The following is a 20,365-nucleotide window of genomic DNA, read 5'->3' as shown; positions in this document are numbered from 1 at the left end:
GATCAGCCGACCGGTGACGGGACCCGGTGTACCGCGTGGGGGACACGCCGTCGGCCTGTCGTGCCCCGCGCCGCGACCCCGCGGATCGCACCCCCGCGGCAACGCGACGAACATCCCGCAGGACACTCACAGGAGGCGGCAGCCGATGGGGTACAGCAAGAGCGACATTCTGGATCAGGTACGCAAGTACCACCAGGACAATGTCGCGTCCGGGTTCGTGCCCGGGGTGACACCGGTGGCGGCGTCGGGCGCCGTCCTCGACGAGGAGGACCGGGTCGCCCTCGTCGAGGCGGCCCTGGATCTGCGGATCGCGGCCGGTACCAGTTCCCGCCGGTTCGAGCGGGCGCTGGCCCGGTACTTCGGGTTGCGCAAGGCGCATCTGACCAACTCGGGTTCCTCGGCCAACCTGCTGGCGCTCAGTGCGCTGACCTCACACCAGCTGGAGGACCTGCGGCTGCTGCCGGGCGACGAGGTCGTGACCGTGGCGGCGGGCTTTCCCACGACGGTCAATCCGATCCTGCAGAACGGCCTGGTGCCGGTCTTCATCGATGTCGAACTCGGCACCTACAACGCCTCCCCGGAGCGGATCGCGGAGGCCATCGGCCCGCGCACCCGGGCCATCATGATCGCCCATGCGCTCGGCAATCCCTTCGCCGTCGAGGAGGTCGCCAAGATCGCCAGCGACCGCGGGCTGTTCCTCATCGAGGACAACTGCGACGCCCTCGGCAGCACCTTCCGGGGCCGGCTGACCGGAACGTTCGGGGACCTGGCCACGGAGAGCTTCTACCCGGCCCACCACATCACCATGGGTGAGGGCGGCTGCGTGCTGACCGACAACATGGTGCTCGCCCGCATCGTGGAGTCACTGCGGGACTGGGGGCGGGACTGCTGGTGTGAGCCCGGCGAGGACAACCGCTGCTTCAAGCGCTTCGAGCAGCAGATGGGCACCCTGCCGAGGGGCTACGACCACAAGTACATTTTCTCCCACATCGGCTACAACCTGAAGTCGACGGATCTGCAGGCCTCGCTCGGCCTCAACCAGTTCGGGAAGATCGAGGAGTTCGGCGCCGCCCGGCGGCACAACTGGGCACGGCTGCGCGCGGGGCTGGACGGGCTGCCGCACCTGCTGCTGCCGGAGCCCACCCCGGACAGCGATCCGAGCTGGTTCGGTTTCGTGCTGACGGTGCAGGACGGCGCGCCGTTCTCGACGGCGGAGCTGATCGACCACCTGGAGTCGCGGCGGGTGGCCACCCGCCGTTTCTTCGCCGGCAACCTCACCCGCCACCCGGCCTATCTGAACAGCCCGTTCCGGGTGAGCGGGCCGCTGACCAACAGCGACATCATGGCCGAGCGGACCTTCTGGATCGGGGTCTTCCCCGGGCTGAGCGACGAGATGATCGACCACAGCATCCGCAGCATCACCGAGTTCGTCACCCGCCGCACCTGACGGGGCCCGGCTGGCGACAGGCGCCCGGCACGCTCAGCGCGTGCCGGGCGCCTGCGGTCCGGGCGCGGGACGGGACGGCCCGGACGAATCAGACCCCGGTCACGGACGGGGTCCGGTCGTCCGCCCACTGTTCCAGCAGGTCGGCGGCCCGGACCGCGCCCCCGGCCCCGCGGACGTGCGCACGCATCCGCGCCATCCGCTCCGGTGTCCCGGGGTCGGTCACGATCTCCCGCACGGCCGCGGCGAGGGTCTGCGCGGTCAGCTGGTCGCGGTCGATCCACCGGCCCAGCTTCAGGTCGTCCAACCGCCTTGCGGTCAGTGCGAGTTCGAAGGTCTGTGGCACTGCGACCAGGGGCGTGCCGAAGTACAGGGCTTCCATGACGCTGCCCATTCCCGCGTGGCAGACCAGCAGATCGGCGTGCGGCAGGACCACGGGGTGCGGCAGCCACTCGTGGAGTTCGACGTGCGGCGGTACGGGCCCGAGGGCGGCGAGGTCGCGGCCGCGGCCGAGGGTCATCACCACGTGCCACTGGTCGCCGTCGAAGGCCTCCAGGCAGGTGCGGAAGAAGTCGCGCTGGCGGTTGGACTCGGTGCCGAGCGAGATCAGTGCCAGTCGCCGGCCGTCGCCGGGTGGTGACCACGGCACAGCGGCGTCCTCAGCGACCGAGGGGCCGACGAAGGCGAAGCGGTCGTCGAAGCTCGCGCCCTCGATCTGGAACTCCCGCGGCTGGAAGACCAGGTTGTGGTCGTCCCACTCCGCCAGGAAGCGGCCCAGCTCGTCCGGTGCGAGGCCGTGGTCGCGGGTGAAGCGCATCAGCGCGTCGCCGCCCTGGCGCATCGAGGGGTCCTCGGGGTCGAACATCTGGGCCCGCATGGAGAAGGTCTCGTTCGACGCATGGCTGGGACTGAGCTGCACGGTGGTGGTGCAGCCCAGGATGCGCGCGGTCATCCGGGCGGCCGCGAACGACTCGAAGTCGTAGAGCACGGCGTCGGGTGCGTCGGAGGCGAGGGCGGCCACGGCGAGCGGGCAGACCGTGTCCATGGTCTCGACCAGCAGCTCGTAGCCCTCGGCGGCCAGGCGTGCGGCGCTCGGGTCGGGCACCTTGCCGAACGCGCCGCGCCGGGAGGTGTAGCCCACAACCCGGGCACCGGCCCGCTCGACCAGTTCGGCGTAGCGGTGGTCGACGACATAGGTCACCCGGTGGCCGCGGGCGACGAGTTCACGGGTCAGGCCGAGCGTCGGGTTGACGTGCCCGAAGTCGGCGAAGACGAAGACGGCCACATGCCGCGGGGATACCGTTCGGGACCCTGACACTTCCACACCTCTGCTCACTGCTGTACGGGGCGGGACCAGGGGTGTCCGACAGCAGCCGGCTCCCCCTGCTGCCACCGTAGGGACGGCGGCCTAGGGTTTCTGCTAATGCTGGGCCGGCGACGGGTCCGTGCGGGCGGCGGGCCGCGCGGTGGCCGCCCGCCACAGCTCCCGGGCCGAGCTGTCGAGGTCGTGGCGCGCCGACCAGCCGAGCAGCCGTTGGGCGGTGCCGGTCGCCACCTGCATCCAGTCAAGTCCGGTGTCGGTCCGCACGGCAGCCCCGGCCCCTTCGAGGATCCGGGCGGGCCGTCCGCTGGCCGCGATGAGCCGCTCCACCATGATGCGTACCGGCACCGCCTCGCCGCGCCCGATGTTGATGACCTGCCCGCCGACCGGCAGTGACGCCGCGGCCAGTACCGCGTCCGCGGTGTCGCGGACGTCCACGAAGTCGCGGCTCGCCCGCAGCGGGCTGACCCGTACCACGGCCTCCTGTCCGGCGTCCGCGGCGTGCAGCTGTGCGGCGACCTGTCCCAGCAGGCTGCTCGGTGAGGTGCCGGCTCCGATCACGTTCGACAGCCGCAGCACCACCGCGTCCACCCGCCCCTCCCCCGACGCCGCCAGGACCGCCGCGGTGCCGTCCAGTTTCGACTGTCCGTACGGGGTGGTCGGCCGGGTCGGTGCCCGCTCGTCCAGGGGGGTGCCGGGCGGTGGCGGGGCGTACTCGAACACCGACCCGAGGTGGACCAGGCGGGGGCGCCACGAGGCAGCGGCGAGCGCCGCGAGCACGGTTTCGACCAGGGTGTGGTTGGCCTGGCGCATGGTCTCCGGCGCGCGGGACCACACGGCGCCGGCGGCATTGACCACGGCATCGGGCCGCTCGGTGTCGAGGAGGCGGCTGAGGGGGTCGGGCCCGTCGCCGATCAGGTCGAGCGGCACGCAGTGCGCGGGGTCGGTGGTGAAAGGGCGGCGGGCCACCAGCAGGGGTTCGCCGCCGGCCGCCCGGACCGCGGCGGACACCTGCCGGCCGATGAAGCCGCTCGCGCCCAGCACGACCACCCGGCGGACCGGGCCGTCCGCGTCCCGGTCCTCTTCCGGCGTCGGGCACCGGACCATCAGCACGTCCCGGCGAGCCGCGTGGCGCGCTCCTTGAGCGGCTCCCACCAGTCGCGGTGGTCGCGGTACCAGGCGACCACCTCGGCCAGGCCGTCGGCGAAGTCCTTGGCCGGCTTGTAGCCCAGCTCGGTCTGGATCTTGCGCCAGTCCACCGAGTAGCGCCGGTCGTGCCCCTTGCGGTCGTCGACGTACTCGATCATGTCGGGCGAGGCCCCGCAGGTCTCCAGCAGCAGGTCGGTCAGCTCGCGGTTGCTCAGCTCGGTGCCGCCGCCGATGTTGTAGACCTCGCCGGGGCGGCCGCCGGTGCGGACCAGCTCGATGCCCTGGACGTGGTCGTCGATGTGCAGCCAGTCGCGGACGTGCAGGCCGTCGCCGTACAGCGGGACCTTCTTGCCGTCCAGGAGATTGGTGACGAACAACGGGATGACCTTCTCCGGGAACTGGCGGTGCCCGTAGTTGTTGGAGCAGCGCGTGACCCGGACGTCGAGACCGTGGGTGCGGTGGTAGGCCAGGGCGATCAGATCGCTGGAGGCCTTGGAGGCCGCGTACGGCGAGTTGGGGCTGACCGGGTGGGTCTCCGAGCAGGCGCCCGTGGCGATCGAGCCGTAGACCTCGTCGGTCGAGACGTGGACGAAGGTGTCGATGCCGTGCCGCAGGGCGGCGTCGAGCAGGACCTGAGTGCCCAGGACGTTGGTACGCACGAACTCCGCGGAACTGCGTATGGAGCGGTCGACGTGGGACTCGGCCGCGAAGTGGACGACCTGGTCGTGGCCGGCGATCAGTTCGCCGACCAGCGCCTCGTCGCAGATGTCGCCGGCGAAGAAGCGGAAGCTGTCGAGGTGGCGGACCTCATCGAGGTTGGCCGGGCTCGCCGCGTAGGTGAGGCTGTCGAGTACGGTGATCTGGACGTCGCCCGGCCCGAAGGGTCCCAGGAGCGTGCGGACGAAGTGCGAACCGATGAAGCCGGCGCCGCCGGTCACCAGGATTCTCGTGGGGCTCATCGAGGTTGTGGCGCGGGGCCTGGGAGCCAGGCCGGTGGAGCGCCTACCCCCTTCCGTTGATCGGTGCGGGTGGGATGGATCGGCCCGCCGCGCGGGCGGTGTCAGGACTGGATGTGGACCTTGGCATGATCGCCGAGGACCAGCCGGTGGGCCACCGGGCGCTGCGGGGCGAGCGCCACGTGGGCGTTGCGTCCGACGAGGGAGGCCTCGACCCGGCGCACGCTCTCGAACGACGAGCCGCGCAGCACGATCGAGGAGGCGAGTTCACTGTCGTGGATGCGGCAGTCCTCCGCGATGGAGGTGGACGGGCCGATGTAGGAGTCGGTGACGACGGTACCGGCGCCGATCACCGCGGGCCCGACGATGCGTGAGGCACGGATCGTGGCGCCGGGGCCGATGCGCACCCGGCCGAGGACCTCGCTCGCGCTGTCCACAAAGCCCTCGATGCAGCGTTCCTGGCTCTCCAGCAGCATGCGGTTGACCTCCAGCATGTCGACGACGCTGCCGGTGTCGCGCCAGTAGCCGGACAGCTCGCCGGAGCGGATGTCCTGGCCCGCCTCGACCATCCACTGCACGGCGTCGGTGATCTCCAGTTCGCCGCGCGCGGACGGCTGTATGGCCCGTACCGCCTCGTGCACGGCGGGGGTGAAGAGGTAGACGCCGACCAGCGCCAGGTCGCTCTTGGGGTGCTGCGGCTTTTCCTCCAGGCCGGTGACCCTGCCCGTGGCGTCCAGTTCGGCCACGCCGAAGGCGGTGGGGTCGGGGACCCTGCTGAGCACGAGCTGCGCGTCGGGGCGCTCCTTGCGGAAGCCTTCGACGAGGTCGGTGATGCCGCCGGAGATGAAGTTGTCGCCCAGATACATCAGGAAGTCGTCGTCGCCCAGGAAGTCGCGGGCGATGACGACGGCGTGGGCGAGGCCGAGCGGGGCGCTCTGCGGTATGTAGGTCACCCGCAGGCCGAACTGCGAGCCGTCGCCGACCGCCGCGCGGATCTCCGGCCCGGTGTCACCGACGATCATGCCGACCTCGGTGATGCCGGTCTCGGCGATGGCCTCCAGCACGTAGAAGAGGATCGGCTTGTTGGCGACCGGGACGAGTTGTTTGGCGGAGGTGTGGGTTATGGGCCGCAGGCGCGTACCAGCGCCTCCCGAGAGCACAAGAGCCTTCACGGTTTCCATCCAGGGGCGAGTGGTGTCAGGGGAAGGGCCTGCCGGTCGCCGGCCGACGCGGCCCGGTCAGCGCTCCGCGACCAGTTGCTCCAGTGTGGCGACCATGTCGCGCGGGCTGGGCATCGCCGCGGATTCGTCGCGCAGTCGCTGCGCGGCGGTGGCGAAGCCCGGGTCGTCGAGGAGCTGGAGGGTGTGACGGAGCACCAGGTCGGTGGTGACCTCGCTGTGGTGGGCGAAGATCCCCGCGCCGGCGCGCTCCAGGGACCGGCCCCGCCACTCCTGGTCGGCGACGTTGGTGGACAGGGCGAGTTGCGGTACGGCGTTGATCAGGGCGGTGGCGTAGGTTCCCCAGCCGCCGTGGTGGATGACGGCCGTGCAACTGGGCAGCAGGGTGTGCAGCGCCACGCCGTCGACGGCGCGCACATTGGCGGGGACGTCAGAGATGTCGGCGAGTTCCGCCCGCTGCTGCGGGAGGAGCGCGGCGACCACCTCGATGTCGAGCGCGGACAGCGCTCCGAGGATGTCGGGGACGGAGACGTAGTCGCCGCCGTAGGCCTCGGTGTTGCTCGTGCCGAGGGTCAGACAGACCCGCGGCCGCTTGGGTGCCTCGCGCAGCCACTGCCACCACACCGCGTCGCCGTTGTAGGGCACGTAGCGCATGGACAGGGACCGCAGCGTGGTCTCCGGCCGCAGGCTGGGCGGGAGGGTGTCGAGGGTGTACTGCCCGTTGATCAGCTCTTCGTCGCAGGTGACGCCGAAGGGGGCGCCCCGCTCGTCGAGCCAGTCGGCGAGCGGGTCGACCCGCTCCTCGGGCGGGGCCTGGTGCATCAGGTCGAGATAGGTCTGCCGTGCCCTGCCGTAGACGTCTGCGCACCAGAGCAGCCGGACGTGCACGGCGTCGCAGGCGCGGGCGGCGAGGGCACCGGCGTAGCAGAGCGGGTCACGGATGACCAGGTGCGGCTGCCAGCTCTTGGCCAGGGCGGTCATCTCCTCGATGACCGGCTCGTTGTAGAGCGCGAAGCCGTAGGGGACGCTGATCTCGTAGCGGCTGCGGAGGGCGGGCCAGTCCACCTCTCCCGGCCCCAGCCGGCTCCAGTTGGCGACATCCTGGTCCTGGGATTCGGGGGCCAGTTTCATGGCCTGGTGGAGTTCGTGGTCGCGGCCGACGGGGGCGGCGACCAGGCCGGTGCCGGTGACGATGTCGGTGAGTGCCGGTGCGTTCGCCATGCGTACGTCGTGTCCTGCCGCGGTCAGCGCCCAAGCCAGCGGCACCATGGAATACAGGTGCGACTTCTCGGACAGTCCGGCGAACAGCACGCGCATGCGGGTCCCCTCTCGGTCGCGCACGTTTTGGGTGGCCTCGATATGACCGCCAGGCCCGCATTCACGGCCAGAGCGTGGATGGTGTCGATGCTTATCCTGTGGTCTGCGGAGGTGCCTTGCGGTACCGCGCCGTCAGGGTCTGGGGATTCCTCCAGACAATGGCCGCCGGGCTCCCTGCCGCCTCCCGGATGCCCGGGGTGGGCCGGTCGCCGGCCTGTCGGAGCCCGTCGGGAGCGGGCCTGCGCACTGCCCCGTCCGGGCTTCGGAAATCCCTAGAATTGCGCCGCATTCCTGTCCGCTGCCGCGCTGCCGTGCTGAGCTTCGGTCTTATCCGTGAGGAGTGGTTTCGGCGGCAGGAAGCGTGCTGCGGTATGCGACCGGGCCGCCGCGAAAGGGGAATCAGCGGTGCCGCAGAAAATGTCGTATGTCCTCCCGAACGTGCCGCATCCGCTGCGGACACCCGGCCCGGAGGTCGGGCAGCCTCCGACGGTGGAGCCGGACGGCGGCGCGACGCTGCTGGCCTGGATGCGCAGGATGCGCGACGAGAGACCGGTGTGGCGGGACGAGTCGGGGAACGCGCATGTCTTCAGACATGCGGACGTGGTGCGCATCATGGCGGATCCGGGGCTGTACTCCTCCGACACCGTGGGGCGCCTCGGCGGCGGTGAGACACCCAGCGGTGTCCTGCTGCTGCTCGACCCTCCCCAGCACGGCAAGCTGCGCCGCCTGGTCAGCCGCGCGTTCACCAACCGGCTGATCTCCGAACTGGCCCCACAGATCACCAACCTCACCCGGGAACTGCTCGACGCGGTCGACGGTGACCGCTTCGATCTGGTGGAGGCGGTGGCCAATCCGCTGCCGGTGATGGTGATCGCCACGATGCTGGGGGTGCCGGTCGGCGACCACGACAAGTTCCAGGCGTGGGGCGAGCAGTTGCTGGCCACGGATGCGTCGGACCCGGAGAGCGTGCGGCGCATGGAGCTGACCGGAAAGGAGATCTCGGCGTACCTGCAGGAATTCGTGGACGCCCGCCGGCGCACCCCCCACGACGATCTGATCGGGACCCTGGTCCAGGCGGAGGTCGACGGGCAACGGCTGGCCGACGACGAGATCGTCAGCTTCGCCACGCTGCTGCTGCTGGCGGGCCACATCACGACCTCGGTGCTGCTCGGCAACATCCTGCTGTGCCTGGACAGCGCGCCGGAGCGCTGGGAGGCGCTGCGCGCGGACCGGTCCGGGATAGCCGCGGTGATCGAGGAGACACTGCGCTGCCGGCCGCCGTTCACCCGCATCGAACGGGTACCGACCCGGCAGGTGGAGATCGCCGGAGAGGTCATCGAGCCGAACACCATGATCCATCTGTGGCTGCTGTCCGCCAACCATGATGAGCGGGTCTTCGACGACCCCGCTGACTTCGTGCCGGAGCGTTCCAACTCCCGGCAGACGGCGTTCGGTCACGGCATCCACTACTGCATCGGGGCCCCGCTCGCCCGGCTGGAGAGCCGGATCGTGCTGGAGCTGATGCTGGACCGCTTCCGCAGCGTGCGGGTGGACGCCGACGCCCCGTTGTCGTTCCACGGCAGCAACGTCTTCGGCGCCGAGCGGCTGCCGCTGGTGGTCCGGCGCGCCTGAAAGCACCGTGACGGACCTCGCCGCACCGGTCAGGAAGCGGCGGGGTCCACCGTGATGGCCCGGGACGGGCACAGCTGCTCCGCCTCTTCCACGTCCTCCGCGCACCGCTCGGGCGGGTCGGCCATCAGCAGCACGACACGGCCGTCGTCCTCGTGCTGCTCGAAGACCTCACCGGCGGTCATCGCACACATCCCGGCGCCGACACACCGGTCCCGGTCAACCGTGATCTTCATCGTCCATCTCCCTCGTCTCGTGGCCCTGCGACCTCGTCTTGTGGGCCCGTGGTCCTGCCGACCATGGTGTCCGCTGTGCGGCGCGCCGCCGACGGTCACCGGCCGGGTTTGGTGAATCGCCCAGACAATGGACCCGGGGCCCTGGGCCCTGGGGCCCCGGGCGGCCGCCCGGCCGTCGCAGGCCGCTGCCCGCCGCTCATCACGGCGTGTCGCCTCGCGGCTGCGGCCCCGGCAGGGCCTCGACCCAGGCGGCGACGGTCTTGGCGGTGGAGGCCGCGTGGTCCTCCATCATCGTGAAGTGGTTGCCCGGCACCTCGGTCACCGTGTCCGCGCCGTCCCAGGAGGCCTGCCACTCCTCCGGCGCGAGCTCTTCCCCCTCCTCGGCGCTCACCGGCGGCTCGCTGGAGCGCACCAGCAGCACCGGGCGGGACAACCGGTCCGGCGACCAGGCGCCGACGACGTGGATGTACCAGCTCATCGCGGTGAGCCGGTCGGAATCCATGTGTGCGAACAGGGACTCGCGGGCGAACATGCCGCCGATCATCTGTCCGGCGAACCGGGTGAACGGCGAGTCCTCACGCGGCAGATAGGTGTCCAGCAGCGCCACCCCGACCGGCGGGGTCCCCGCCTTCTCCAGGTGGTGTGCCACGGCGAGGGCCAGGATGCCGCCGGACGACGAGCCCAGCAGCACGAACGGTCCGCCGTCCGCGCACCGCAGCACCGCCTCGGCCTGCAGCCGGACGACCGCGTCGAACGAGGCGGGCAGGTGCTCTCCCCTGCCGAAGCCCGGGGTGGGCAGCGCCCATACGTCGCGGGTGCCGCGGTGGGCGGAGGCGAACCTGGCGTACTGGTGGACACCGGCGAGTGCCACGTACGAGCTGAAGCAGATCAGCGCCGGCTCGGGCGTGTCCGGGGCGTCGCCGCCACGCGCGAGGCGTACGGGGGTGCAGTGCGCCCCGGTGTCCTGCGGCGTGTCGAACGTCGGCCGCAGCCGGGCGGCCGCCTGCAGCAGCGCGAAGCCCTCCTCCACCCGTTCCGACTCGCAGGCGCCCCGGAACAGGGCACCGAGGGTGTCCTGCTCCCGCGCCGGCGCGGACGGCCGGTCGTCGGATCCCCCGGCGCCGGCCCCCGGGAGGGCCCCCGCGGTCAGCTCCTCGCCCAGCCGGGCGGCGAGGTCCTGCGGGGTGGCGACGTCGAACACGAGGGTGGGCGGGAGCCGCAGACCGGTGACGGTACCGAGCTGGTTGCGCAGCTCCACGGCGGTCAGCGAGTCGAAGCCCAACTCGGTGAAATCACGGTCCTGTTCGACGTCGTCGGGCGAGCCGTGGCCGAGGACCGCAGCGACCTGGCGGCGGACCAGATCGAGCAGCAGCGCGTCCCGTCCCCCGGGGCCGGCGGCGGTCAGGCGGGCGAGCAGATCGTCCTTGTCCGCCGCGGAAGCGGAGACCGTGCGCCGGGTGCGGCCGGGCGTGGCACCGTCCAGCAGTGCCGCCTGTCCGCCCCGGCCCAGGCCCACGGTGACCAGGGCGGGGTCGCCGGTGGCCAGTGCGGCGTCGAACAGCGCGAGCCCGTCGTCGGCGGAGAGCGGCCGCATCCCGCCGCGGGCCATCCGCCGCCGGTCGGTGTCGGCGAGCCCGGTCGTCATGCCGCCGTCCTCGGCCCACAGCCCCCACGCCAGGGAGGTGGCCGGCAGCCCGTGGGCCGCCCGGTGTCCGGCCAGACCGTCCAGGAAGGCGTTCGCGGCCGCGTAGTTGGCCTGCCCCGCCGAGCCGAAGGTGCCGGCCGCGGAGGAGAAGAGCACGAACGCCGACAGCTTCTGATCCTTCGTCAGCTCGTGTAGCAGCCAGGCCGCGTCGGCCTTGGGGCGCAGCGTCCGGTCGATCCGCTCCTCGTCGAGGGCGGTCAGCACGCCGTCGTCGACGACCCCGGCGAGGTGCACGACGGCGGTCAGCGGGCGCTCTGCCGGGACCGCACCGAGCAGCGCCGTCACGTCCGCCCGCTCGCCGACGTCGCAGGCCGCCAGGGAGACTTCCGCCCCCTGTGCCGCCAGCTCCGCGCGGAGCCGGTCCGCCCCTTCGGCCGCGGGGCCGCGGCGGCTCGCCAGCAGCAGGTGCCGCACGCCGTGCCGGGTGACCAGATGGCGTGCCACGAGCCGCCCCAGCGCACCGGTGGCGCCGGTGACCAGCACCGTGCCGTCCGGGTCGAACGGGGACTGCGGGTCCCGGGGAGGCTCGACGCGGGCGAGGTGCGGCAGCCGCAGCTCGCCGTCCCGCAGCACCGCCTGCGCGGGGGCGGCGGCCACCGCGTCCGCGAGCGCTTCGCGGGAGGCCTCGCTGTGGTCGAGGTCGAGCAGCCACAGCCGCCCGGGGTGTTCCCGCTGCGCGGAGCGGACCAGCCCGCACAGCGCCGCGCCCGCGAGGTCGCCGACGTCCTCGCCGGCCGCGGCGGCGACGGCGCCCCGGGTGACCAGCACCAGCCGGGAGCCGGCGAACCGCTCCTCGGCGAGCCACTGGCGACAGGTGGCGAGGGTGCTGGCGAGCAGCCCCCGCACGTCGGGGGCGGCGGCCGTACCGGTTTCGGCGGCGCACTCCAGCAGCACGGTGTCGGGCATCGTCATCCCGGTGCCCACCGCGGCCGCCAGCGCGTCGAGGTCGGCGTACGACTCGGTGTGCACCCCCGCGCCGTCCAGCGCCTCCGTGATCCCGGCGTCCGTGGCACCGCCGGCCGGGGCGCCGGCCGGGCTGCCGAGCACGACCCACCGTGCGGGGCCCGACCGTGCGGGCACGGAGTCGGCGGCCCGCCAGTCGACGCGCAGCGGCGCCTCCGGACCGGCCTGCGGGGCGGCGGGCAGCTGCTCGGGAGTCACCGTGCGCAGGGTCAGCGCGTCGGCGGAGGCGACGGGCCGCCCGGAGACATCCGTGACCAGCACCGAGAAGGCATCCGTCCGGCCCTCGGCTGGCGCCAGACGGACCCGCAGCGCATCGGCCCCCTCGGCATGGAACGTGACCCCGCTCCAGGCGAACGGCAGCATCGCACCGCCGCCCCCCGCGCCGCCGTCCGCCGCGTCCCGGCCGCCGACGAGCAGCGTCTGCACGGCCGCGTCGAGCAGCGCCGGGTGCAGCGTGAACCGTGCGGCGTCGGCGCGGTACGGCTCGGGCAGGGCGGCCTCGGCGTACAGCTCCTCACCGCGCCGCCAGACCCGTCCGAGCCCCCGGAACGCGGGCCCGTAGGCGAACCCGGCCTCGGCGAAGGCGTCGTACCACTCCCCCGCCCCGACCGGCTCGGCGCCCTGGGGCGGCCAACTTCCGGGAACTTCCGGCTCGTTCGGCGGGGCGGTGGCCAAGGTGCCCTGGGCGTGCCGGGCCCACGGCGCGTCGTCGTCCTCCTCCACGGGCCGGGAATGCACGGTGAACGACCGGCACCCGGCGTCGTCGGGCGCGCTCACCGCGACCTGAAGCTGGACCGCGCCACGCTCCGGAAGGACGAGCGGTGCCTCCAGGGTGAGTTCGGCGAGATGGTCGCAGCCGGTCCGGTCACCGGCGCTGACGGCCAGGTCGAGATAGGCCGTCGCGGGCAGGATCACCCGACCCAGCACCGCGTGATCGGCGAGCCAGGCATGGGTGGCCAGGGACAGCCGCCCCGTGAAGACCACGGATTCCGCACCGGCCACGGTGACCGCGGCACCGAGCAGCGGATGCCCGGCCGCGCGCAGCCCCACGGCGTCGAGATCGCCCGCCGTGGCGACCGCGTCCCACCAGTAGCGCCGGCGCTGGAAGGCGTAGGTCGGCAGGTCGACGCGGCGGGCGCCGGCGAACAGCGCGGCCCAGTCGAGCCCGGCGCCCGAAGTGTGGAGCGCGCCGACCGCGGCCATGACGCCGAGCGCCTCGGGCCGGTGCTTGCGCAGCGCCGGAATCAGCGTCCGCTCACCGTCGAGGCACGCCTGCGCCATCGCGGTCAGCGTGCCGTCCGGCCCGATCTCCAGGAACCGGGTCACGCCCTGCTCCTCCAACCACCGGACGCCGTCGGCGAAGCGGACCGCCTCACGGACGTGCCGCACCCAGTAGGCGGGGGACGTCAGTTCCTGCGACGTGGCGAGCGTGCCCGTGACGTTCGAGACCACCGGGATACGGGGTTCCCCGAACGTCAGGCTCTCGGCGACGGTGCGGAACTCGTCGAGCATCGGCTCCATCAGCGGCGAGTGGAAAGCATGACTCACCTGGAGCCGCTTCACCTTCCGACCCTCGGACTCGAAACGGTCGGCGATGGCCGCCACCGCGGACTCCTCGCCGGAGACCACAACCGACCGCGGACCGTTCACCGCGGCGATGCTGACCCGCTGCTCGTGACCCTCCAGGAGCGGCAGCACCTCTGCTTCCGACGCCTGGATCGAGACCATGGCGCCGCCGGTCGGGAGCGCCTGCATCAGACGACCACGAGCCGCCACCAGACGACACGCGTCCTCCAGCGACAGCACACCGGCAATGTGCGCAGCCACCAACTCACCGATGGAATGACCCACCAGGAAGTCGGCCCGCACACCGAACGACTCCACCAACCGGAACAACGCCACCTCGACGGCGAACAACGCCGGCTGAGTGAAACCCGTCCGATTCAGCAGGTCGGTGTCGCCTCCGAACACCACCTCCCGCAACGGCGAGTCCAACTCCCCGTCGAAGTGCACACAGACAGCATCAAACGCCTCCGCGAAGACGGGAAAGGACTCGTACAACTCCCTTCCCATTCCCACGCGTTGGGCACCCTGGCCCGTGAACAGCAGGGCCGTCCGGCCCTCACCACGTACCACCCCGGTGAGGACCTGTGCCGGGGTCTCCCCGTTCGCCAGCGCGCTCAGGGCGGTCAGCAGCTCGTCGCGGGTGGTGCCGACGAGGGCGGCGCGGTGTTCGAAGGTGGAGCGGGTCGTGGCCAGGGAGAGGCCCACGTCCCGCGGATCGAGGTCGGGTCGGTCCGCGAGGTGTGTGTGCAGTCGGCCGGCCTGCGCATGGAGGGCGTCGCGGGTGGTGCCGCTGAGCGTCCAGGTGACCGGCACGGACGGGGTGCGGGCCGGTGGTGGGGTGGGGGTGGCCGGGGCCTGTTCCAGGATGGCGTGCACATTGGTGCCGCTGATGCCGAAGGAGGAGACACCCGCCCGGCGCGGCCGGTCGGTGTCGGGCCACTCCACGGTGTCCGTGAGCAGCCGTACGTTCCCCTCCGACCAGTCGACATGGGTCGAGGGGCGGTCGATGTGCAGGGTGGGCGGCAGAGTGCCGTGCTGGAGTGCGAGCACCATTTTGATCAGGCCCGCCACGCCCGCGGCGGCCTGGGTGTGGCCGATGTTGGACTTGACGGAGCCGAGCCACAGTGGCCGGTCGGTCTCCCGGTCCTGGCCGTAGGTCGCCAGGAGTGCCTGGGCCTCGATGGGGTCGCCGAGGGTGGTGCCGGTGCCGTGGGCCTCGACGGCGTCGACGTCCGTTCCGGACAGGCCGGCGCCGGTCAGGGCCTCGCGGATCACCCGTTGCTGGGAGGGGCCGTTGGGGGCGGTCAGGCCGTTCGAGGCGCCATCCTGGTTGACGGCGGAGCCGCGGAGCAGTGCCAGCACCATGTGGCCGTTGCGCTGTGCGTCGGAGAGCCGCTCGACCAGTACGACGCCTACGCCCTCGGAGAAGCCGGTGCCGTCGGTCCGGTCGGCGAACGCCTTGCAGCGGCCGTCGGGGGCCAGTCCCTGCTGGCGGCTGAAGTCCAGGAAGAGTCCCGGGGTGGACATCACGGTGACGCCGCCGGCCAGCGCGAGGTCGCATTCGCCCGAGCGGAGGGCCTGCGCCGCGAGGTGCAGGGCGACCAGCGAGGAGGAGCAGGCGGTGTCGACGGTGACCGCGGGGCCTTCCAGGCCGAAGGTGTAGGAGAGGCGGCCGGACATGACGCTCGCCGAGTTGCCGGTGCCGAGGTGGGCCTCGGCGTCCGGTGCGGGGGCGAGGGAACGGGAGGAGTAGTCCTGGTAGTTGGTGCCGGCGAAGACGCCGGTGCGGCTGCCGCGCAGCGCGACCGGGTCGATGCCGGCCCGCTCGAACGCCTCCCACGACGTCTCCAGCAGCAACCGCTGCTGCGGATCCATCGCCACCGCCTCCCGCGGCGAGATACCGAAGAAGCCCGCGTCGAAGCCGCCGACATCGTCGAGGAACCCACCGGCACGCGTATAGCTGCGGCCGGGTAGCCCCGGCTCGGGGTCGTAGAGCGCCTCCAGGTCCCAACCACGGTCCGCCGGCCACTCACCGATCGCATCCACCCCACCCGCCAGCAACCGCCAGAACTCCTCCGGGGACGCCACTCCGCCGGGAAAACGGCAGCTCATCGCGACGATGGCGATGGGGTCGTCCTCGTGGGCGGTGGCCGCCCGGGCGGGGGCCGGGGCGGCCGGGGTGGGCTCCTCGTCGAGATGCAGTTCGGTCCGCAGTCGGGTGGCCAGGGCCGCCGGGGTCGGGTGGTCGAAGATGAGGGTGGCCGGGAGGCGGGTGCCGATGGCCGTGCTGAGCGCGTTGCGGAGTTCGACGGCCATGAGGGAGTCGAAGCCCAGTTCACGGAAGGCACGGTGGGGGGCGATCTCGTCGGGGTCGCTGTGGTTGAGGACGGCGGCGATGTGGGCGCGGACGAGTTCCGACAGGGCCTGGCGCTGCTCGGCCTCGTCCAAGGCGGCGAGCTGCCGGGCGAGGGCGGGGCCTTCGGTGGTCTCCTCGGTCGCCGGTGCGGCGGCGGCGCGGGCCCGCTGCGCGTCGGGGAGGTCGGCGATCAGGGGCCGGGTGCGGGCCGTGGTGTAGGCGTGGGTGAAGGTGTCCCAGTCGATGTCGGTGACGGCCAGGGTGGTGTCGTCGTGGTCGAGGGCGCGTTGCAGGGCGGCGACGGCCGACTGCGGGTCCATGACGCGGACGCCGTGCCGGTGGAGTCGCTCGCCCACGGTGCCCTCGGCCATACCTGCCTCCGCCCAGGGGCCCCAGGCTATGGAGGTGGCCCGGTGCCCGGCGGCGCGGCGCTGCTGGGCCAGGGCGTCGAGGTAGGCGTTGCCGGGGGCGTAGTTGGCGTGGCCCGGTGCGCCGATGGTGCCCGCGGTGGAGGAGAACAGCACGAAGGCCGACAGGTCGTGTGCCCGGGTCAGTTCGTCGAGGTTGCGGGCGCCGCCGGCCTTCACCCGGAGCACCCCGGCCAGTTGGGCGGGGGTGAGGGAGTTGATGGTCCCGTCGTCGAGGACGGCCGCGGTGTGCAGGACGGCGGTCAGCGGCCGGTCGGCGGGGAGGGTGTCGAGCAGGGCGGCGAGCGCGTCCCGGTCGGCGATGTCGCAGGCGGCGAACTCGGTCCGGGTGCCGAACTCGGCCAGCTCCGCGGCGAGTTCGGAAGTGCCGGGGGTGTCGGCGCCGCGCCTGCTGACGAGCAGCAGATGGGGTGCGCCGTTGCGGGCGAGCCAGCGGGCCACGTGCCGTCCGAGGGCGCCGGTGCCGCCGGTGACCAGGACGGTGCCCCGGGGTGTCCAGCGCCGGGTGGTGTCGAGTGCGCCGGTGGCGGCGCGGACCAGCCGCCGGGCGAGGATGCCGTGCGGGCGGATCGCCAGCTGGTCCTCGTCGCCGAGGCCGGCGAGGGCCCGGACCGCGGCGGTGGCCGCGGCCGGGTCCAGGGTTTCGGGCAGGTCGAGCAGTCCGCCCCAGCGCTCCGGCTGTTCCAGGGCGACGACGCGGCCGAAGCCCCACACCAGGGCCTGGCGGGGTGCGGTGACGCCGCGCAGCGGATCGGTGGTCACGGCGCCCCGGGTGGCGAACCACAGCGGGGCCTCGATGCCGAGATCGTCGAGGGCCTGCACGAGGGCGACGGTGGCGGCGAAGCCGCGCGGCAGGCCGGGGTGGGCTCCGTGTTCGTCCTCGTCCAGGGCGAGCAGGGAGACGATTCCGGCGACCGGGGGCAGCGGCGCGTCCGGGTCGGCCGGGTCGCGCAGGGCCGCCCCGATCGTCGCGGCCAGTGCGTCGCGGTCCCCTTCGGCGTCCACGGGCACGGTGAGGGAGTGCGCGCCGGCCGCGGCGAGCGCGGCCGTCAGGTCGTCGGCCGGGGTGGCGTCGCCGGGGGTGAGCAGCAGCCAGGTGCCGCGGAGGGTGGCGGGAGCGGTGGCGGCGGGGACGGGCTTCCAGGTGATGCGGTAGCGCCACGAGTCGGCCTGGGCACCCTCGCGGTGGCGCCGGCGGTAGTCGTTGAGCGCGGGCAGCAGCGCGTCGAGGGTGGCCGGGTCCAGGGCGAGTGCCGCGCCGAGGGTGTCGGCGTCGCCACTCTCGACGGCTTCCCAGAAGCGGGCGTCGGTGGCGTCGCCGGGGCCGCCGCGCAGTGCGGGGGCGGGCTCGGGCCAGTAGCGGCGCCGCTGGAAGGGGTAGGTCGGCAGGGCGATCGGCCGGGCGGCGCCGGTGCCGGCGGGGTCGAGGACGGAGCGCCAGGTGACGGGCCCGCCGGCGACGGAGAGTTCGGCGAGGGAGGTGAGGAACCGCCGTGGGCCGCCCTCGCCCTTGCGCAGGGTGCCGACGACGGCGGTGTCCGTGAGGTCGAGTGCGTCGAGGGTCTCGCGCACGGCGGTCGTCACCACGGGGTGCGGGGAGGCCTCGACGTAGGCGCGGTAGTCCTGTTCGGCCAGCGAGCGGACGGCGTGTTCGAAGCGGACGGTCCGGCGCAGGTTGCGGTACCAGTACTCGGCGTCGAGCCGGCCGGTGTCGATCCAGTCGCCGGTGACCGTGGAGAAGAACGGGGTGGCGCCGCTGCGCGGGCGCACCGGTGCGAGGTCGGCGAGCAGTTGCTCGCGGATCTCCTCGACCTGTGCGGAATGGGACGCGTAGTCGACCGGAATCCGACGGACCTGGGCGCCGTCGGCCTGCAGCGCGGCGAACAGCTCGTCGAGGGCGTCGGCCGCGCCGGAGACGACGACGGAGCGGGGGCCGTTGACGGCGGCCACGGAGATGGCGTCGCCCCAGGGGGCGAGGCGCTCCTCCACCTCGGTCAGCGGCAGCAGGACGGACATCATGCCGCCGCGTCCCGCGAGCGCGGTCAGCGCGCGGCTGCGCAGGACGACGACGCGGGCGGCGTCCTCCAGGCTCAGCGCCCCGGCGACGCAGGCCGCGGCGATCTCGCCCTGGCTGTGTCCCACGACGGCGTCGGGCTCCACCCCCCGGGCGCGCCAGAGCCCGGCGAGGGCGACCATCACGGCGAACAGGGCGGGCTGGACGACGTCCACGCGTTCGAGGGACGGTGCGCCCGGCGCGCCGCGCAGCACCTCGTCGAGGGACCAGTCGGCGAACCGTTCCACGGCCTGGGCGCATTCGGTGAAGCGGGCGCGGAACTCCGGGTCGGTGTCGAGGAGTTCGGTGGCCATACCGGCCCACTGGGAGCCCTGGCCGGGGAAGAGGAAGGCGGTGCGGCCGTCCCCGCCGCTCGTGCCGCGTACCACTCCGGCGGCGGGGGTGTCGCGGGCGAGCAGGTCCAGCCCGCGGCGCAGCTCCTCGTGGTCGGCGGCGAGCACGGTGGCCCGGTGCTCGAACGTGCTGCGGGTGGTGGCCAGCGACCAGGCGAGGTCGGGCAGCGGCGGCGGGGTCGGGCCGCAGAGTCGTTCGTGCAGCCGCGCGGCGAGGGTGCGCAGCGATTCCGCGGTGCGCGCGGAGAGGGGGAAGGCGAGGTCGCGGGCGGCGGTGTCGGGGGCGGCGTCGGCCTCGGGGGCCGGCTCCCCGTCCGGGGCCTGTTCGATGATGACGTGGGCGTTGGTGCCGCTGACACCGAAGGAGGAGACCGCGGCCCGGCGCGGCCGTCCGTGGTCGGGCCAGGCGGTGGCCTCGGCGAGCAGCGCGACGTTCCCCGCCGACCAGTCGACGTGTGACGACGGTTGGTCGAGGTGCAGGGTCGAGGGCATCAGCCCTTCCTGGAGGGCGAGCACGGCCTTGATGACGCCGGCCGCGCCGGCCGCGGCCTGGGTGTGCCCGATGTTGGACTTCACCGAGCCCAGCCACAGGGGTTGCCGCTCGTCCCGGTCCTGCCCGTAGGTCGCCAGCAGTGCCTGGGCCTCGATGGGGTCGCCGAGGGTCGTGCCGGTGCCGTGGGCCTCCACCATGTCGACGTCCGCGGTGGCCAGGCCCGCGCCGGACAGCGCCTGCCAGATGACGCGCTGCTGGGAGGGGCCGTTGGGGGCGGTCAGGCCGTTCGAGGCGCCGTCCTGGTTGACGGCGGAGCCGCGCAGGACGGCCAGCACGGGGTGCCCGTTGCGGCGGGCGTCGGAGAGCCGCTCGACGAGGAGCATGCCCGCGCCCTCGCCCCAGGCGGTGCCGTCGGCCGCGTCCGCGAAGGCCTTGCAGCGGCCGTCGGCGGCCAGTCCGCGCTGCCGGCTGAACTCCAGGAACAGGCCGGGCGTGGACATCACGGTGACGCCGCCGGCCAGCGCGAGGTCGCATTCGCCCGAGCGGAGGGCCTGCGCCGCGAGGTGCAGGGCGACCAGCGAGGAGGAGCAGGCGGTGTCGACGGTGACCGCGGGCCCCTCCAGGCCCAGGGCGTAGGAGACCCGGCCGGACACCACGCTGGCGGCGTTGCCGGTGCCGATGTGGCCTTCCAGCCCTTCCGCGGCGCCGAGCAGCAGCGCGGTGTAGTCCTGCCCGTTGGTGCCGGCGAAGACGCCGGTACGGCTGCCGCGCAGGGACTGCGGGTCGATGCCGGCCCGCTCGAACGCCTCCCACGACGTCTCCAGCAGCAACCGCTGCTGCGGATCCATCGCCACCGCCTCCCGCGGCGAAATCCCGAAGAAGCCCGCGTCGAAACCACCGACATCGTCCAGGAAACCACCGGCACGGGTATAGCTGCGCCCCGGGACCCCCGGCTCGGGGTCGTAGAGCGCCTCCACGTCCCAACCACGGTCCGCCGGCCACTCACCGATCGCATCCACCCCACCCGCCAGCAACCGCCAGAACTCCTCCGGCGAACCCACCCCACCGGGAAAACGGCAGCTCATCGCCACGATCGCCACCGGTTCCTGGCGCCCGGCCTCCACTTCCTGGAGGCGCTGGCGGGTCTGGTGGAGGTCGCTGGTGACCTTCTTGAGGTACTCGAGGAGCTTCTCTTCGTTCATGCACCCTCATCCACGT

At 73.0% G+C, this 20,365-nt stretch carries 9 protein-coding genes; 2 read left to right on the top strand and 7 right to left on the bottom strand.

Features of this window, described 5'->3' with window-relative positions; translation table 11 throughout:
• Window positions 1–145: 145 nt before the first annotated feature.
• Window positions 146–1,447: a lipopolysaccharide biosynthesis protein RfbH gene (gene rfbH / locus ACQP17_RS33540; protein WP_433859687.1), complete on the top strand. Its 1,302-nt coding sequence runs from the start codon at window positions 146–148 to the stop codon at window positions 1,445–1,447.
• Window positions 1,448–1,535: 88 nt separating this feature from the next.
• Here the strand turns inward: rfbH and ACQP17_RS33535 are convergent, their stop codons facing one another.
• The 5 genes from ACQP17_RS33535 to ACQP17_RS33515 all read right to left on the bottom strand — a co-directional run bounded on the left by ACQP17_RS33535 (window position 1,536) and on the right by ACQP17_RS33515 (window position 7,365).
• Window positions 1,536–2,762 carry a macrolide family glycosyltransferase gene (locus tag ACQP17_RS33535; RefSeq protein ID WP_433859686.1) on the bottom strand — a complete coding sequence of 409 codons (1,227 nt, stop codon included), beginning with the start codon at window positions 2,760–2,762 and terminating at the stop codon, window positions 1,536–1,538.
• A gap of 102 nt (window positions 2,763–2,864) precedes the next feature.
• Entirely contained in the window at window positions 2,865–3,872 is a 1,008-nt protein-coding gene (locus tag ACQP17_RS33530; RefSeq protein WP_433859685.1) for an NAD-dependent epimerase/dehydratase family protein, read from the bottom strand.
• Complete coding sequence (gene rfbB, locus ACQP17_RS33525; RefSeq protein ID WP_433859684.1) at window positions 3,872–4,873, bottom strand: dTDP-glucose 4,6-dehydratase; 1,002 nt, start codon at window positions 4,871–4,873, stop codon at window positions 3,872–3,874. The genes ACQP17_RS33530 and rfbB overlap by 1 nt, the downstream gene beginning before the upstream one ends.
• Window positions 4,874–4,974: 101 nt before the next feature.
• Complete coding sequence (locus ACQP17_RS33520; protein ID WP_433859683.1) at window positions 4,975–6,042, bottom strand: glucose-1-phosphate thymidylyltransferase; 1,068 nt, start codon at window positions 6,040–6,042, stop codon at window positions 4,975–4,977.
• Between the two features lie 66 nt (window positions 6,043–6,108).
• The gene (locus ACQP17_RS33515) at window positions 6,109–7,365 is read right to left on the bottom strand and encodes an activator-dependent family glycosyltransferase (RefSeq protein ID WP_433859682.1); all 1,257 of its coding nucleotides are present in this window, start codon (window positions 7,363–7,365) and stop codon (window positions 6,109–6,111) included.
• 405 nt (window positions 7,366–7,770) lie between these two features.
• On the opposite strand from ACQP17_RS33515, the gene ACQP17_RS33510 reads away from it, so the two are divergent.
• Window positions 7,771–8,997, top strand: a complete 1,227-nt coding sequence (locus ACQP17_RS33510; RefSeq protein WP_433859681.1) for a cytochrome P450 — start codon at window positions 7,771–7,773, stop codon at window positions 8,995–8,997.
• Between the two features lie 29 nt (window positions 8,998–9,026).
• Here the strand turns inward: ACQP17_RS33510 and ACQP17_RS33505 are convergent, their stop codons facing one another.
• Both ACQP17_RS33505 and ACQP17_RS33500 read right to left on the bottom strand, forming a co-directional pair.
• Window positions 9,027–9,230, bottom strand: coding sequence for a ferredoxin (locus ACQP17_RS33505; RefSeq protein WP_433859680.1), 204 nt, complete (start codon window positions 9,228–9,230; stop codon window positions 9,027–9,029).
• Window positions 9,231–9,429: 199 nt separating this feature from the next.
• Complete coding sequence (locus ACQP17_RS33500; protein ID WP_433859679.1) at window positions 9,430–20,349, bottom strand: type I polyketide synthase; 10,920 nt, start codon at window positions 20,347–20,349, stop codon at window positions 9,430–9,432.
• Between the last annotated feature and the right edge of the window lie 16 nt (window positions 20,350–20,365).

The organism is Streptomyces kronopolitis (assembly GCF_050953795.1).
GTDB lineage: Bacteria > Actinomycetota > Actinomycetes > Streptomycetales > Streptomycetaceae > Streptomyces > Streptomyces kronopolitis_A.
This window is presented reverse-complemented; position numbering and strand designations above follow the sequence as displayed.